14 protein-coding genes and 1 riboswitch are annotated in these 14583 nt (G+C 53.0%); of the genes, 11 read left to right on the top strand and 3 right to left on the bottom strand.

What is annotated here, in order from left to right; all coding sequences use genetic code 11:
- The first annotated feature begins 137 nt into the window (after window positions 1-137).
- Genes PCH01S_RS11480 through PCH01S_RS11460 form a run of 5 tightly spaced genes read left to right on the top strand, consistent with a single transcriptional unit; the run spans window position 138 to window position 3609 of the window.
- Window positions 138-356 carry a hypothetical protein gene (locus PCH01S_RS11480; RefSeq protein WP_042229387.1) on the top strand — a complete coding sequence of 73 codons (219 nt, stop codon included), beginning with the start codon at window positions 138-140 and terminating at the stop codon, window positions 354-356.
- Between the two features lie 25 nt (window positions 357-381).
- The gene (locus PCH01S_RS11475; protein ID WP_042229384.1) at window positions 382-1344 is read left to right on the top strand and encodes a hypothetical protein; all 963 of its coding nucleotides are present in this window, start codon (window positions 382-384) and stop codon (window positions 1342-1344) included.
- The gene (locus tag PCH01S_RS11470) at window positions 1344-2549 is read left to right on the top strand and encodes a glutathionylspermidine synthase family protein (protein ID WP_042229383.1); all 1206 of its coding nucleotides are present in this window, start codon (window positions 1344-1346) and stop codon (window positions 2547-2549) included. Before PCH01S_RS11475 ends, PCH01S_RS11470 begins: the two co-directional genes overlap by 1 nt.
- A complete protein-coding gene (locus tag PCH01S_RS11465; protein ID WP_042229381.1) occupies window positions 2546-3223 on the top strand; it encodes a hypothetical protein in 678 nt (225 codons plus the stop codon). Before PCH01S_RS11470 ends, PCH01S_RS11465 begins: the two co-directional genes overlap by 4 nt.
- The gene (locus PCH01S_RS11460) at window positions 3220-3609 is read left to right on the top strand and encodes a DUF350 domain-containing protein (RefSeq protein WP_042229378.1); all 390 of its coding nucleotides are present in this window, start codon (window positions 3220-3222) and stop codon (window positions 3607-3609) included. Before PCH01S_RS11465 ends, PCH01S_RS11460 begins: the two co-directional genes overlap by 4 nt.
- A 140-nt stretch (window positions 3610-3749) precedes the next feature.
- On the opposite strand, the gene PCH01S_RS11455 is transcribed toward PCH01S_RS11460, so the two are convergent.
- Both PCH01S_RS11455 and PCH01S_RS11450 read right to left on the bottom strand, forming a co-directional pair.
- Window positions 3750-4013: a hypothetical protein gene (locus PCH01S_RS11455; protein ID WP_042229375.1), complete on the bottom strand. Its 264-nt coding sequence runs from the start codon at window positions 4011-4013 to the stop codon at window positions 3750-3752.
- A gap of 72 nt (window positions 4014-4085) precedes the next feature.
- Complete coding sequence (locus PCH01S_RS11450; protein ID WP_042229373.1) at window positions 4086-4379, bottom strand: DUF3055 domain-containing protein; 294 nt, start codon at window positions 4377-4379, stop codon at window positions 4086-4088.
- Between the two features lie 486 nt (window positions 4380-4865).
- Between PCH01S_RS11450 and PCH01S_RS11445 the strand changes: the two genes are divergently transcribed.
- From PCH01S_RS11445 to PCH01S_RS11435, 3 genes are all read left to right on the top strand, one after another.
- Complete coding sequence (locus PCH01S_RS11445) at window positions 4866-5870, top strand: protein phosphatase 2C domain-containing protein (RefSeq protein WP_241688809.1); 1005 nt, start codon at window positions 4866-4868, stop codon at window positions 5868-5870.
- A gap of 158 nt (window positions 5871-6028) precedes the next feature.
- The gene (locus tag PCH01S_RS11440; protein ID WP_042229369.1) at window positions 6029-7057 is read left to right on the top strand and encodes an HRDC domain-containing protein; all 1029 of its coding nucleotides are present in this window, start codon (window positions 6029-6031) and stop codon (window positions 7055-7057) included.
- 218 nt (window positions 7058-7275) lie between these two features.
- Window positions 7276-9276, top strand: a complete 2001-nt coding sequence (locus PCH01S_RS11435) for a peptidoglycan D,D-transpeptidase FtsI family protein (protein WP_042229367.1) — start codon at window positions 7276-7278, stop codon at window positions 9274-9276.
- 95 nt (window positions 9277-9371) lie between these two features.
- Here PCH01S_RS11435 and corA read toward each other — a convergent pair whose 3' ends face one another.
- Window positions 9372-10310 (bottom strand): magnesium/cobalt transporter CorA, encoded by a 939-nt coding sequence (gene corA, locus PCH01S_RS11430; protein WP_042229365.1) that lies wholly within the window; start codon window positions 10308-10310, stop codon window positions 9372-9374.
- A 514-nt stretch (window positions 10311-10824) separates the two neighbouring features.
- Window positions 10825-10954, top strand: a riboswitch (SAM riboswitch).
- Between the two features lie 85 nt (window positions 10955-11039).
- Here corA and metA point away from each other — a divergent pair.
- The 3 genes from metA to PCH01S_RS11415 are packed head-to-tail and all read left to right on the top strand — an operon-like array spanning window position 11040 to window position 14346.
- On the top strand, window positions 11040-11984 hold the full coding sequence (gene metA / locus PCH01S_RS11425) for a homoserine O-acetyltransferase MetA (protein WP_042229361.1): 945 nt from the start codon (window positions 11040-11042) through the stop codon (window positions 11982-11984).
- A 38-nt stretch (window positions 11985-12022) separates the two neighbouring features.
- Window positions 12023-13192, top strand: coding sequence for an aminotransferase class I/II-fold pyridoxal phosphate-dependent enzyme (locus PCH01S_RS11420; RefSeq protein WP_042229360.1), 1170 nt, complete (start codon window positions 12023-12025; stop codon window positions 13190-13192).
- Window positions 13189-14346, top strand: a complete 1158-nt coding sequence (locus PCH01S_RS11415) for a trans-sulfuration enzyme family protein (protein ID WP_042229358.1) — start codon at window positions 13189-13191, stop codon at window positions 14344-14346. Before PCH01S_RS11420 ends, PCH01S_RS11415 begins: the two co-directional genes overlap by 4 nt.
- The last annotated feature ends 237 nt before the right edge of the window (window positions 14347-14583 follow it).

The following is a 14583-nucleotide window of genomic DNA, read 5'->3' as shown; positions in this document are numbered from 1 at the left end:
TCCCACCATTTCATGTTTTTGGTATGTTAGGGAGTGAACTGTTTACAGCATTTCGGAAAAAAATGAAACAAAATCGCCGCTCAAACGTTAGAAATAGCATGATAATTTCCTAACCGCATTTTGAAAGGATGAAAACGATGGAAGCTAACGTATTGATTATTGAAAAATTGGAAAACGGCGAATTGAAGACGATTGATGAGCGTAATTGGAATGCGACGATGTTGGCGATGATGGAGCATGCCAATTTTCTGTATGTCGGCGGCAAAGAGTACGAAATGATCGAAGGAAGACTCGATGTAGAGAATCAGAAACTGGAAGTGCTGGTACTGCCAATTAATAAGCAAGCGAGTGAGTAAGAAGTCAGAATTGGAGGGACTTGCAATGAACGACAATCTGAACAACAACGCAGGCGGGCTTAACGATACGGAAGAGAATGCAAACTTCAACGCTGCGGCGGGCGAGAGCGCTTCGGAAGCGGTTGCAGCGGAAGCGGCGGGTGCGCCTGAAGCAGGCTCACCCGAAGCGGTGCTTGCCGCACGGGCGGCTGACGCGGACAAAGCGGCGCAGGCGCGTGCCGCCCGCAGGACGCGTACCCCGAAGCCGCTTCGTGTGCTGAACACGTCGCTCGGCGTCGTGCTGGCGGCCAACCTGCTGCTGGTTCCGGCGGTTTATGCCGAGAGCAAAGCGGCCGAGCCGCAAATCATCGAATGGTCCAACGAGGATGTCAAAACTTATTTCGATCCGAGCGCGGACTGGAACATTCCGCTCCCGGAACAGCTGGATAAACCGGGAGCGGGAGCGACCCCGACTCCTACTCCTTCCGCGGGCGTAGGTACGGGCGGCACGGGGGCGGGAGTCGGCACAGCCGCTCCGATCGTGTACAACAACGGCCTCAACTGGACCGACCTGATGCTGTATCATCTGATCTTCAACAGCGGCGGCTCCTACTCGTCGAGCGGCTGGTCCAGTTCACGGCCGTCTTACGATTACCGGACGAAGAAGCCTTATTCGGTGCCGACGTACGATTCGACGAAGTTTCAGAACAAGCAAACCGCGAATTCGACGGTTAAGCCAAAAACCTCGAACACAACGGGAGCTTTTAACAGCAAATCGACGATTAATTCGCGGAACAATTCGAGCAAGAGCTCGTCCACAACAGGATCTTCTTCGACCGGCAAGAGCTCGACGAGCAGCGGCTCCTCAAGCACGAAATCCGGAACATCCAGCTCTTCAGGCTCCGTATCCTCCGGTTCATCGAGTAAATCCTCGTCCTCGTCGTCCGGCAGCATCGGCGGCAAGTCGGGCGGATTCAGCTCGTCGGGCAGCTCTTCCAGCGGAAGCTGATGGACAGCCGGACATTCAGGGTACTCGGACAGCCGCATAAGGACCGCGAGGCTTATGTAGCCGAGCTGGGCCGGATGGGTTTTACATGGGCCGATCTGGAGCAGGAGCAGTACTGGATCGACCAGCTTGTTCTTATGGACCGCGGCGTTTACGAAGAGCTGAACCAAGCGTCGAGACTCTTGTGGGACATTTTCGATAAAGGGGCACGGTTTGTTATCGGCCGGCGGGATTTGTACGACATGCTGAGCATCCCGGAGGTGCTTTGGGACGGTCTGGATGGACTGGAACCGGGACCGAAGGGGCTTCTCAGCCGCTATGCGCGGTTTGACTTCAGCATATCTCAGGAAGGGGATATCAAGCTTCTGGAGCTGAATGCCGATACCCCGACCGGATACGTGGAGGCATCCGTTGTCACTCCGTGGATGTGCAGCCGGTACGGCGGTCACAGTCCCAATACGGCAATGCCGGATCTCGTCCGCCAAGCTTGGTCGGAAGAGATGCCGGAGGCTGCCGCATGCATAGATTACGGCAAACACTTGGAAGATTCGGGCACGATCGATATGTTGATCCGTCACAGCGGACTTGAAGTCCGGCCGGTGGATTGTCTGGATCTGTGGGTGGACGAAGGCATTCTCAAAGACGGGGAGAACCGGGAAATCCGAAGCATGTTTGCCCTCTATCCGAAAGAATGGATGGGTGTGGACGACGGAGGGGAAGCTCTCGCGTACTCCATTGAGAACGGTCATTTGCGGCTGTTTAATCCTCTTCACGCGATAATTTTGCAATCCAAGGGATTACAGGCCGTGATCTGGGGGCTCCATGAGATGATGGCCCCGTTGTTTACGCCGGGAGAGCACCGGACCATCGAGCGTTATATGCTGCCGACTTACAATCAGCCGGTTTTGGAAAGCAGTTACGTGTCCAAATCGATGTTCGGCCGCGAAGGTGGCTCCGTGCGGATGTACGGCGTTTCGGGCGAAATGGATATCCAGGATGAGGACGGCTTCGATACAAGCACTCTTTTTACGAATGTGTATCAGGCGCGGGCGGACTTGCCGCAAATTTCACTCACCCATGGGGAATATCGGCTGCTTACCGGAATGTTTGTCATCGACGGACAGCCGTGCGGTCTTCTGGGCCGTGCCGGAGGTTTGATTACCGGCAATGCGAGTCATTTTGTGGCGATAGGAGTTGAACAGAAATGAGCAGACCTGCGATGAACAGCAGATACGGATCAGGCAAGAAGCGGAGCCGGGTCATGATCGGAATTTTCTCGGCGCTTGCCCTTCTCCTCGTTTTCGGACTAATCGGGGCATGCTCCGATAAGAAAAACACGAGCGGCGGCGCGACCGCATCCGGCGGGGCTACAACCGAATCCAGCGTAGTTCCGTGGGATTATAAAGTCGAGCAGGCCAAAGTAGGGGATCTCATCGGGGGCGACATGACGCTGCTTCCGAACAACGATATGCTGCCTAACGACGGCAATTTCGCAACGGGAGATCAGGTTTGGGTGCTGAGCTTTATGACCGCGGAAATGAAAACCGGAGATGACGGGAAGAACGATGTCAAGCTTTCGGGTTGGACACCGCTGAAAACATTTAAAACCGAAAGTGCGGCAAAGACGGACATGAGCCAGCTCAAAACCGAAATTCAAACCGAGGTCGATCTCATCGGCGTCTACAAGACGCAGTACGGGGATAAACACCGGGACTTCGCCGTCGTCTCTATGCCATCGGGTCATAAAGTGAAGCAGCCGATTTCCGATGAGCGCTATACGGCGATTAAAGACAAGAAACGCGTGAAAATCGTCCTTGAAGAAGTGCACGATTTCTCGAATTATGATTTGGCCATGTCCAAGTTCAGGGGGTGGGCGGAATGATCGCCTTGAATATTTTAATCAGCTTTATTGTCATTGTGGCTTTACAGGTTATTGGCATGGTCATTTTTAACTGGATTACGCCGTTTAACGACATGGAGGAGCTCCGCAAAGGCAATAAGGCGGTAGGTCTGGTCCTGGGCGGGAAATTTTTCGGAACGGCCATTATTCTGGGTGTCGCGGCTTACACGAATTCTTCGATCCTTCATATGGCGATGTGGTTTGCGATCGGTTACGTCTGCCTGCTTCTCACTTACTTCGTTTTCGACTTGCTGACGCCGGGCATTAAACTGTCCGAGCAGCTTAAGGAAGGCAACGTGGCAGTAGGTATTATGCTGTGCGCGATCTATGTCGGTGTCGCGTTCTCCATGAGCAGTTTGATTATTTAGGTATCATCCGTTGGAAAAAAACAATCCCCGCAACCGGAAGCCTTAGAGGCCCGGTGCGGGGATTTTTGCTTTGAACGGAGCGAGATCGACAATCGTCATGCCAAGCGCATCGCGGTGGGACCTCGTAAGGTGCGAGCGTCTTAAGGTCCGGGTGTCTCTTCCGACTGGTCGTCGCCGGGATAATCCCGCTCGATTCCATAATGAAGCTCGCGGTTTTCGTAGCGGAACCGGTTCGTTGGACGCTGGTCATCCCGCCAAGGAGTGCTTTTGCCGAGAGATTCGCTTAGAACGGACGAGCCGTAAGGACCTTCCGGAAATTCTTCGGGGATCGTATCGTTCCGCTGGGACTCGACGGTGGACAGATCGGCGCCCCGGCTTTCTTCTTTTAAAAATTCATCACCCATGGGAATCCTCCTGATCGGGCGGCCTGTTTAAGCGCTGCCGGTGGTCTTTTCCCATTTTCTCCCCCGGAGGCCTCAAATATCCGTGAAATTGACAGTACCCACGATCTGGAAAAGGAAAGAGCGAAGCTCTTCGGCTTCTTCCTCGGAGATTTTATACACGTGTTCGAGATAGCCTTCTTCATTCAAATCGTCCGGACCGATGATGGCGGTTTTGCCGGATTGCAGATCGGTGATCATTTTTTTGCCGTAAAAACGGTTCGTATTCGTGACCGCCAGATCGAAGCGGTGCAGGGACGAGCCTACAAAGCAGACAAAACGGGTCGAGGTATCTTCGGTATGGTCATATAAAAAATCGAATTCGGACATCACGTTCACTCCATTTACCGGTTAATACTCCCGATTATATCGGAAGTGGGGCCCGGCGTCCAAGACCGGTTCCGAAAGTGGGGAAAAAAAGATGATTCCGCTTTTGAATGTTGTTTGAAGGAAAGAATTTTGTCCGGTTCGGGCGTTTTGCGGTATGATAAGGGCAAACGGTAAATTTTCGAAAAACGGAACGAAACAAGCGGGATAGATTCGAACTGGCCGTAAACTCGGGCAGCGGGGCGCACTATATACCCGTACCGGGAAGTTGCGCGTTGTTATATATGAATGGCAGAGTGTTCTAAAACTGAGGTGTATCTCTATAATTTCTCGGGAAAATGGGCGGATTTGGAGCCCAGAAGAAGGATAGAAAGAACGATGCGTACGCTTTTCTGAACGCGGTGGTCTTGTGCGGTTTTGGTCATGGCGGGCTGCCTCCTTTTATTTAAGAAAATACCGGTCATGTAAGCGACCTTCTTTATAAACCAATTGTACATCGGACACCGGACCGGCGTAACGGACCCCGGGACGAGTCGGGACCCCGACAAAGGTCCAGGCTTCGGTGAACGAACGAAGCATGAAGCTTGTTTAAAAAAGGGGAGAAGCGGAATGCCACAGCTTCAATGTAAGGTCGAGAGTGTTATCCGGCAGGGACAAGGCGTGTGCAACGAGGATGCGCTGCTTCTGGCGCCCGAAGAAGGCTTGTTCGGCGTGATCGACGGCGTCTCGGGCCTGACGGCGTACCGGGACGCGCGAGGCCGCACCGCCGGCCATATCGCGTCGGCGCTTGTGGCGGCCTGCTTCGCCGGCGCCGGCAAGGCCGATCTCGAGCGTACGACGCTCGAGGCGAATGCGCGGCTGCACGAAGAAATGGAGCGCCTGCAAGGGCAGGAGCGCTCCGAAGACACCGGCAGCCGGTGGGGTGCCGTCCACGCCGTCGTGCGCGTGGACGAAGATCGCGTCGCCTGGGTGCAATCAGGCGACTGCATGGTTTACGCCGTCTACGAAGACGGCGTAGTGCGTGCGGTGACGCGGGACTCCGTGGAGCCCCACGACGAACGCGCACTGGCGCTCTGGCGCCGGGAATATCCCGGCGAGTGGGAGCGCAGGGTCCAGCCGCCGGAAGTGACGGAAGCGCTGCGGGCGAACCGCAGGCGCGCCAACCGGCCCGGCGGCTATAGCGTCATCAACGGTGATGACGCGCTGGCCCGGCACCTGGAGAGCGGGAATATCGCCCGTTCGGGGCTGGCGCACCTGCTGCTCGTCACGGACGGGATTTATCCGTGGCGGGAAGAGCACCGGCACAGCACGGAGGAGTGGGTCCGTGCGGTAATCAGGACGGGGCTGGAAGCTTATGTGGACGAGTTGGAGGCATTCGAGGAAGACGATCCGGAATGCCGCAGCGTGCAGCGTTTCAAACGTTCGGACGATAAGACCGGGATTTTACTTTCCTTTTCCAAAGAAAGCCGATCGGATAGCAAGACTGTTCGTTGAAAGAGAGACTCTTGTGAAATTGATTCATGTATGGTAGGATATGGATATAGCTCAGTACACAGAGGAAGCACCTCTCCACCTGCGTTTTATTACGCACAAGGAGAGGTGCTTTTTGCGTTCCCGGGCCTTATTCAACGTGAAAATAGAGGAGGAAAAGTATGAACGTGATTTATTTGACGACTTTGGAGAAACAAATGGAGGAAGGAAAAGTCAGGCAGGCTCAATTTTTTGCCGGCGAGAAGACGGGAATCTGGCAGGCGATGTGGAATGAAGTGAACGACAACGGCAAGCCGGTCCAGGATATCTGGTATGAAGGCATCTCTTGGGAGGAACTTGTCCATGCCATCAGGAAAGGGCTTCAACTCAAGCTTGCGGAAGGTTACAAACCTCTGCTCCGGGGAATCGGTGAAGAGCAGACGGGGTTGTCCGCCAAAGCGGAGATGACGCAACTGCTTCAATATTACGGCGAGCTTAACGCTGATGAAGCCGTCTATGATGAGCTAAGAGCCTGGAGACGCGAACAATCCTTCAAAGAAGGCCGCTCTCCGTTTATTTTGGCATCCAACCGGATGCTTCAGATGATCGCCGCTTTTTGCCCGCAATCGTTGGAGGAATTGCTTCATATTCCAGGTTTCGGGCAGAACCGGGCTTCCAAGTACGGCGGCGATGTACTGCGCATCACGAGGGACAAGCAGCGCCAGACGGATTTTCCGCTGGATTGGGTCGCGGGCGCGACAGACCGTCCGCAGTTCGAAGCCTGGATGAACCGGCAGTTGGAACGCCGGGTGCAGAAAGAAGCGGCTCGCCAGTCGGGGAAACGCAGACTTCTGGAAGCGATGGCAAGCGGCGGCAGTCTGGCACAGATCCGGACGGAGCTCTCTTTTACTTCCCGGGAACTGGTTGCCTTGCTGGAAGAGCTGGAGCGGGAGGGCTACGAGGTGCTTGCAGGCATTGAGAGCGAGCTTGCCAAAGTGCCTTCCGAGCAGTTGGCCGAGGCGGAGCGTCTGTTCGCCGAGATGGGAGACCGCTACCTGAAGCCCATCCTCCAGGGCTTATACGGGGAGCAGCTGCCTGATGCCCAGACGGCAGACGGCGTCTATGAATGGCTGCGGCTGCTGAGATTCAAAACACGGAAGATGAAGGAGGAAGCGGCGAGGGAACGGGATAGCGGGCAAAAAGCCGGATAGCCGCGACACGCCAAACAGACAGCGATAAACAGGCAGTTTTGACCCGTGATCCGGAAATTTCATTGCATTAGCGGAAAGAGAGCGATTTCGATTCGCCTGTCCCCGATCCCCTCCTAAATCTTAACCTTTTTGTAACCAGTCTGGAGGTTCCGTTCAATTGTAAATAAAGGGCGGTTTTGCTACACTTGAACGTATAGATTGTGAGAGAGGGCTGGCTTATGAAATCGCCTTATACCGAGCAGGACCCCGCCAAAAGAGAAGCGGACAAACGCATTCATTTTACACTCCGGATCAATATTTTTTTCTTCGCTACTTTCGCCCTGTTTTGTGTGCTTATCGTTAAACTTTCCTACCTTCAATTCGTTAAAGGTCCTGAACTTCAAATTGCAAAAACGAATGGGATGAATACGGATACCGCCATTCCCCCCATACGCGGCAATATATTGAGCAAAGACGGGGTGCCGATTGCCACTTCCAATTCCACGGAATCGCTGTATTTTCGTGTCGAAGGCGGCACCAAAAATCAAGATCCGATCATAGAGACGGCCAAGAAGCTTGAAAAGATTCTGGGTGAGCTTGGCGACAAGAATCTGCCCAAGATGACTACGGAAGATATCATGAAAGCCATGGATCTGGATTTTGATATCAACAAGCAGAAGATCAAACCCAAAACACCTTATTCGGAGCCGAGAAGAATAAAAGCCAATTTAAACAAGGAAGAGGTTGCTTACCTTCTTTCCCACCGGGATGAGCTTCACGGCGTGGAGGTTGTCGAGGAAAGCATCCGCATGTATGACCAGCGGAAAATAGCTGCTCAGCTCGTAGGCTACTTGAAAAAATACGATGATACCGCAAATCTTAACTTTTATAAGAGCAGGAAGGACCAAGGCTATTTGCTTCGGGAAACGGTTGGTTTTGACGGGCTTGAAATGATGTATCAGGATGAACTGCGCGGAAAACCGGGTAAGAAGAGTTATCCGGTCAACGCGGCCGGTAAAATTGTCGGCAACGGGACTTTGGAAAAACCGGAGAAGGGGCAGAATCTCCGGCTAACGATCGATACCAACGTGCAGCTTGCGGCCCAGCAGGCGATCATGGATCAGTTGAAATGGCTGCATAGCCCGCCATCCGGGTATGCAAAGTTTGCAGCCCCATACGCCCGTTCCGGTTATGCGGTAGCGATGGAAGTCGATACGGGCAAAGTGGTCGCTATGGCCTCCATGCCGGACTACGACACCAATTTGTGGACCGGTGGAATGTCTACCGAGACGTATAAGCAGCTTGAATATTTTATCAATAACGGAACCATTCGGACTTCGCCGGCCAACTTTCCGGAAAAAGAGCAGAAGAAGCATCCGTCTTCTCTCGTATATCTGGGGTCGACGATTAAGCCGCTTAGTGTGTTAGTGGGCCTTCAAGAAGGATTTCTAAGTCCCGGAAGCACTTATAACGACACCGGATCGTTTTCGTTCGGTAAAGATAAAAGTACCATACGTAACTCGGATGGTCACAGCTACGGAATCATGGGTCCCACAAAAGCAATCGAAGTATCTTCCAATACTTATATGTCCGCTATGATAGGAATTCCGTTCTATAACAAATATCAAAAAAAATCGGGTGAGTTATGGGATAAACATATGGCGGAATTTGGTTTGGGCGTTCTGACAGGCAGTGGGTTGCCTAGAGAAATAGAAGGTTTCTCAGAAATCGATGCCGCCGCCAAAACAAGCAGTTATCAATCCGCCATGGTTTATGCTTCTTGGGGACAAAACGAAAAGTACACCACTTTGCAGCTAACTCAATTTGCTGCTACCTTGGGGAGCCGCGGCAAAAGAATGAAACCGCAGTTCGTGGAAGAAATCCTCGATTCCGACGGCAAGGTCGTCAAAGGCTACGAACCGGAGATTCTGAATCAAGTCGATCTTCCCAAAACCTACTGGGATACGGTTATCAACGGGATGAAAAGCGGAGCGGAAGGCATCGACAAACTGCCGTATCCGGTAGCGCGTAAAACCGGTACTTCGACGCAGCAGGTTTCTGGCGGAACTGTCGATAACGCGGTGTTCATTTCCTTCGCGCCCGCTCAAAATCCTAAGCTGGCCATTGCCGTTGTCGTGCCGGAAGGCGGTTACGGCCGTTACGGGGCGTCACCGATCGCGGCCAAGATTTACGAAGCCTACGACCAGTATGTCGGCGGTCTCAGCACACCCAAAAAATAAAAAAGGCACAAAAATAGCATCGGCTTCCACTTCGTTCTTGGTCAAGAACAATGGAAGCCGATGCTTTGTTAGGTCAACGTCGTCATTCTGCATAGTCAAATCCACCCTTTTTTACGGAAGAGTAGGAACATGCACAGCCCGAGTACACCCATAAATCCGAAAATGAATAAATCCGCATATGGAACAGTCAGCAGCCCGAGAATATCGGTGAAGTTCATTCCGAAAATACCGGTGATAAAGGTCAGTGGCATAAAGATTGTGGTCAGTGCGGTAAAAATACGCATGATTTCGTTCGCGCGGTTCGCTACGCTGGACTGGTAAGCTTCTCGTAAGTTGCCCATGAGATCGCGGAGCGTATCGAAGGTGTCGACGATTTTGACGGCATTTTCGTGAATGTCGCCGAAATATTTTTGCAGTTGGTTATCGATCAGTTTCAGTTCTTTGCGGTTTAATGTCGCCACGACGTCACGCTGCGGCACAAGCATTTTTTTCAGCCATAAAATTTCCCCGCGGAGTCCGACGATCTCGTTCAAATGAGATTTTTTCGTGTGCATCAGGATATCTTCTTCAAGCTTCTCGATCTTATCTTCGATCCGGTCCCCGACAATGACGTAGTTGTCAACGACGAGGTCAACCAGATGATACAGGAAGCGGTCCGGGCTGTTAACCTCTTCATCCCAGAGAAAGGGTTTGATGGCACGAAGCTCCTGGATTTTCTGTCTCGTAACGGTAATGATGAAATGCCTGCCCAGAAAAATATTGAGTGCGCGAAGAAAGATTTCTTCATCATCAAACCGGATGCTGTTGATTACAATAAAATAGTGCGTGTCGTAAATTTCGATTTTGGGCCGCTGTTCTTCTTCGCTGAGACAATCCTCTACGGCCAGATCGTGAAGATGGAAGAGCGGCTGCAGCTGCTCCAGATCGTCCACATCCGCATCGATCCAGTAAAAACCGGATTCGGGTGGTGTCAGCGCTTCGTGAATGTCATCAACCAGCGTAAAAGCGCCCTTGTGTACCAGGCGTGTTTTCATCCGTTTCACCTCTTTATGCGAAACGGCGCACAGCACTCCGGTCCGTAGGGAAACTACGGACGCTGGAGTGCCGGCCCCGGTTCGCTGCTATTCGATTTTGATCGTACCGGGTAAAGCGTCTACTTCTCGGTCGGTCCCCGTCCATCCGTATGTTCCCCCCTTTATCATTCCGTGTCGAATACTTGTCTAGTATATACCTACATTTTCCACGATTCAAGCATCAAACTCTGGTACTTTTCTCCTGCTAATCCCCGTGGTCTGGGGATTTTTTATCCTATGCCGGAGAAGGGGGTGAGGTGCGGGCGGACGATCGGACAAACAGCTTGGAGGGTTCATACGGAATACGGCCTGCGCTAAGGAGGCGACCGTCATGAGACGCCACACATGCGCCAATAGCTGCGAACGTTATGAAAGACATTCATTTTTCGCTTAGCAAGTTTATTATGTGCAACTTTTCAAAAAGCACTTGACATTTGCCCGGTAACCTTTAAGATAGGAGATAACTGAATAAACTTTCTTATCAAGAGTAGGTGGAGGGACTGGCCCGATGATACCCGGCAACCGACATTGTAACCCCCGAGGGGCAATGCACGGTGCTAATTCTTGCGGGAGCCGTATGAATAGCGGCTTCTGGGAGATGAGAGAGGAGCATGTTGCATAGGGATGAACAGGCCTTTCTCAACTTTTTGAGAGAGGCCTGTTTTAATTTCTTTCGAGGAGGAATGACCGATGCCGATTAAAATACCTGATAATCTTCCGGCTAAAGAAGTGCTGAACCAAGAAAATATTTTTGCGATGGATGAGACGGTTGCCTACCATCAAGATATCCGCCCTCTGCGGATTGCGATTCTGAATCTGATGCCGACGAAGGAAACAACGGAAACCCAGCTGCTGCGTCTCCTGTCCAATACGGCTCTTCAGGTCGAATTTGTCCTGCTGCACCCTAAAACCCACACCTCTAAAAACACTTCTCCCGAGCACTTGGAGATGTTTTATAAAACGTTTGAAGATATCAAAGACGAAAGATTCGACGGAATGATCATTACCGGGGCACCCGTTGAGCAAATGGATTTCGAGGATGTTCATTACTGGGATGAGCTGAAGAATATCATGGACTGGAGCATAGACAACGTAACCTCGACGCTTCATATATGCTGGGCTTCCCAGGCCGGACTTTATCATCATTTCGACGTGCCGAAGTACACGGTGGACCAAAAAGTGTTCGGTGTTTTCCCGCACATGATTACGGAAGAAAACGTGAAGCTGCTCCGCGGGTTCGACGAGTTCTTCTTCGTTCCCCAGTCGAGACATACGGAAGTGCGCCGTGAAGACATCGAGAATGATGAGCGGCTCGTGATTTTATCGGAGTCGGAAGAATCCGGCATTTATATCGTGGCGACGAAGGACGGCAAGCAAATTTTCGTAACGGGACATTCCGAGTATGATCCGCTGAGCCTGAAATGGGAGTACGACCGCGATGTCAATAAAGGCATGGACGTGGCGATCCCGAGAAATTATTATCCGAACGATGATCCGAGCAAGAAGCCGATGATCACGTGGAGAGCGCATGCGAATCTTCTGTTCTCCAACTGGCTGAACTATTACGTTTACCAGGAAACGCCGTATGATCTTAATGCGGGTCGTGAACTCAGCGCGCTTAGTGCCTGTCTATAGTATAGAACGAATGATACCTTAAAGGAGAGATTCCACGCATGAACATCGAAAGTCGATTGGCCCAAATCGGTTCGGTTTCCGAACCAACGACCGGAGCGGTCAGCTTCCCTGTGTACCAGGCAACCGCGTTCCGTCATCCGCGTCTTGGAGAAAGCACCGGATTCGATTATGCCCGCACGAAAAGCCCGACCCGCAGTGTGCTGGAGGATGCTATTGCCGATCTGGAATCCGGAGACGCCGGCTTTGCCTGTTCTTCGGGCATGGCGGCGCTGCAGACCATTTTCACGCTGTTCAGCCAGGGAGACCATCTAATTGTGTCTCTGGACCTTTACGGCGGTACATACCGTCTGCTGGAGCAGATCATGTCCCGCTTCGGCGTGAGCGCTTCCTATGTGGACACGAACGACGTCGAAGCGCTGGAAGAAGCCTACCGCCCGAACACGAAGGCGATTCTGATCGAAACGCCGACAAATCCGCTCATGATGGTGACGGACCTGAAACTCGTCTGCGGCTGGGCCAAGAACAAACAGATTCTCTCCATCGTGGACAACACGCTGCTCACTCCTTATCTGCAGCGTCCCATCGAGCTTGGCGCGGATATCGTCATCCACAGCGCGAGCAAATATTTGGGCGGCCACAACGATGTGCTGGCCGGTCTGATCGTGACCAAGGGGCAGGAGCTTTCCGAACAAATGGCGTTCCTGCACAATTCCATCGGCGCCGTGCTCGGTCCGCAGGACAGCTGGCTGCTTATGAGAGGGATGAAAACGCTCGCTCTGCGCATGGAGCGGCACGAACATAACGCGACGACGATCGCCCGTTATCTGCAGTGGCATCCCCTTGTAACGGATGTATACTATCCGGCGCTCGAATCCCATCCGGGTTATGCGGTCCAGAACAGACAGTCGTCCGGCAACACGGGAATTTTCTCCTTTAAGGTAACGGATGCGCGTTTAGTGGAGCCGATTCTGAGGCACGTTAAGCTTATTGCGTTCGCGGAAAGCCTCGGCGGAGTGGAGTCGCTTATGACGTACCCGGCCGTTCAGACGCACGCCGATATTCCTCTCGAAATCCGGGAAAAAGTAGGCGTCGACGACCGGCTGCTGCGTTTTTCGGTCGGCATCGAGCATGTGGACGATCTTATTACCGACCTGGCGCAGGCTCTGGAACATGCACAGGCTGAGGTGGAAGGAGACAATCAAGCGTGAGTACCGACAAAAAACTAGGAACGAAAATTATCCACTTCGGTGGAGAAATCGATAAAACGACGGGCGCTTCCAGCGTACCGATCTATCAAGCATCTACCTTTCATCATTTCTCGCTGGATAATCCGCCGGAGTTCGATTATTCCCGTTCGGGCAATCCGACCCGTCAGGCGCTGGAAGACTATATCGCTCTGCTGGAAGGCGGAGCGCGGGGATTTGCGTTCGCTTCGGGGATGGCGGCCATCTCATCGGCTTTCTTCCTGCTGTCGAGTGGGGACCATGTAATTTGTACGGAAGATGTGTACGGCGGAACGTACAGGCTGCTCACCGCGATTCTGACCCGGATGAATATCGAAACGACGTTCGTCGATATGACGGATCCGGAGAAGGTCAAGGCGGCGCTGAAGCCGAACACGAAGGCGGTCTTCCTGGAGACGCCGTCCAACCCGACGCTGAAGATTACCGATATCTCGGTCATCTGCGCATGGGCGAAAGAAAACGGGCTGCTCACGATGCTCGACAACTCGTTCATGACGCCGTACCATCAGCGTCCGATCGAGCAAGGTGTCGACATTGTGCTGCACAGCGCGACGAAGTTCCTGAGCGGTCACAGCGACGTGCTGGCCGGCCTGGCCGTGGTGGCTAACGAGAGTCTCGGACGCCGCATGAAGCAGATCCAGAACGGCCTGGGCAACGTGCTCGGACCACAGGACAGCTGGCTGCTTATGCGCGGCATGAAGACGCTCAAGGTGCGCATGGAAGGCTCCGAGCAGAACGCCCGTCGTCTGGCCGAATGGCTGGACAGTCACCCGGCGGTCGAGGCCGTGTACTATCCGGGGCTGCCGGGCCATCCGGGCCGCGAGATTCACGAGAAGCAGTCGAGCGGCTACGGCGCCGTCGTCTCGTTCGACGTGAACGGGGGCGAGCGCGCCAGGAAGCTTCTGAGCGAGGTCAAGATCCCGCTGGTCGCCGTCTCTCTCGGCGCGGTCGAGAGCATCTTGTCCTACCCGGCGATGATGTCTCATGCCGCGATGTCGCGCGAGGTGCGGCTGGAGCGGGGAATTACGGACGGGCTCGTGCGGTATTCCGTCGGTCTGGAAGACATCGACGATATAATAGCGGACCTGGACGCGGCTTTATCTCATCTGCAGGGATAAGCGGCTGTCTGAGGGCTCGAAAGAAGCAAGCGCAAGTGGGTATATTCCGTTCGGATGAAACGGGTGCCGCTTCGCTTGCTTTTTCTTTTTTACCGAAATCAAGTACGAAAGATAGCCGAAAGGCCTATTTTTCCCGTAGCCGGATTTGGGGCGTTATGTTACAATGGTGATAATGTTTTTTTATACATGTAACTTTTTTCACATAGTATATCGTGAGCCGCGAATTCATACCTAAAT

Origin of the sequence: Paenibacillus chitinolyticus NBRC 15660, from assembly GCF_000739915.1 — a bacterium.
In the GTDB taxonomy this organism is placed as follows: domain Bacteria; phylum Bacillota; class Bacilli; order Paenibacillales; family NBRC-103111; genus Paenibacillus_F; species Paenibacillus_F chitinolyticus.
This window is presented reverse-complemented; position numbering and strand designations above follow the sequence as displayed.

Bases quoted from the DNA above. Each gene is read 5' to 3' on its own strand.
- PCH01S_RS11480 (WP_042229387.1), top strand. From the start codon at position 138: ATGGAAGCTAACGTATTGATTATTGAAAAATTGGAAAACGGCGAATTG.
- PCH01S_RS11475 (WP_042229384.1), top strand. From the start codon at position 382: ATGAACGACAATCTGAACAACAACGCAGGCGGGCTTAACGATACGGAA.
- PCH01S_RS11470 (WP_042229383.1), top strand. From the start codon at position 1,344: ATGGACAGCCGGACATTCAGGGTACTCGGACAGCCGCATAAGGACCGC.
- PCH01S_RS11465 (WP_042229381.1), top strand. From the start codon at position 2,546: ATGAGCAGACCTGCGATGAACAGCAGATACGGATCAGGCAAGAAGCGG.
- PCH01S_RS11460 (WP_042229378.1), top strand. From the start codon at position 3,220: ATGATCGCCTTGAATATTTTAATCAGCTTTATTGTCATTGTGGCTTTA.
- PCH01S_RS11455 (WP_042229375.1), bottom strand. From the start codon at position 4,013: ATGGGTGATGAATTTTTAAAAGAAGAAAGCCGGGGCGCCGATCTGTCC.
- PCH01S_RS11450 (WP_042229373.1), bottom strand. From the start codon at position 4,379: ATGTCCGAATTCGATTTTTTATATGACCATACCGAAGATACCTCGACC.
- PCH01S_RS11440 (WP_042229369.1), top strand. From the start codon at position 6,029: ATGAACGTGATTTATTTGACGACTTTGGAGAAACAAATGGAGGAAGGA.
- PCH01S_RS11435 (WP_042229367.1), top strand. From the start codon at position 7,276: ATGAAATCGCCTTATACCGAGCAGGACCCCGCCAAAAGAGAAGCGGAC.
- corA (WP_042229365.1), bottom strand. From the start codon at position 10,310: ATGAAAACACGCCTGGTACACAAGGGCGCTTTTACGCTGGTTGATGAC.
- metA (WP_042229361.1), top strand. From the start codon at position 11,040: ATGCCGATTAAAATACCTGATAATCTTCCGGCTAAAGAAGTGCTGAAC.
- PCH01S_RS11420 (WP_042229360.1), top strand. From the start codon at position 12,023: ATGAACATCGAAAGTCGATTGGCCCAAATCGGTTCGGTTTCCGAACCA.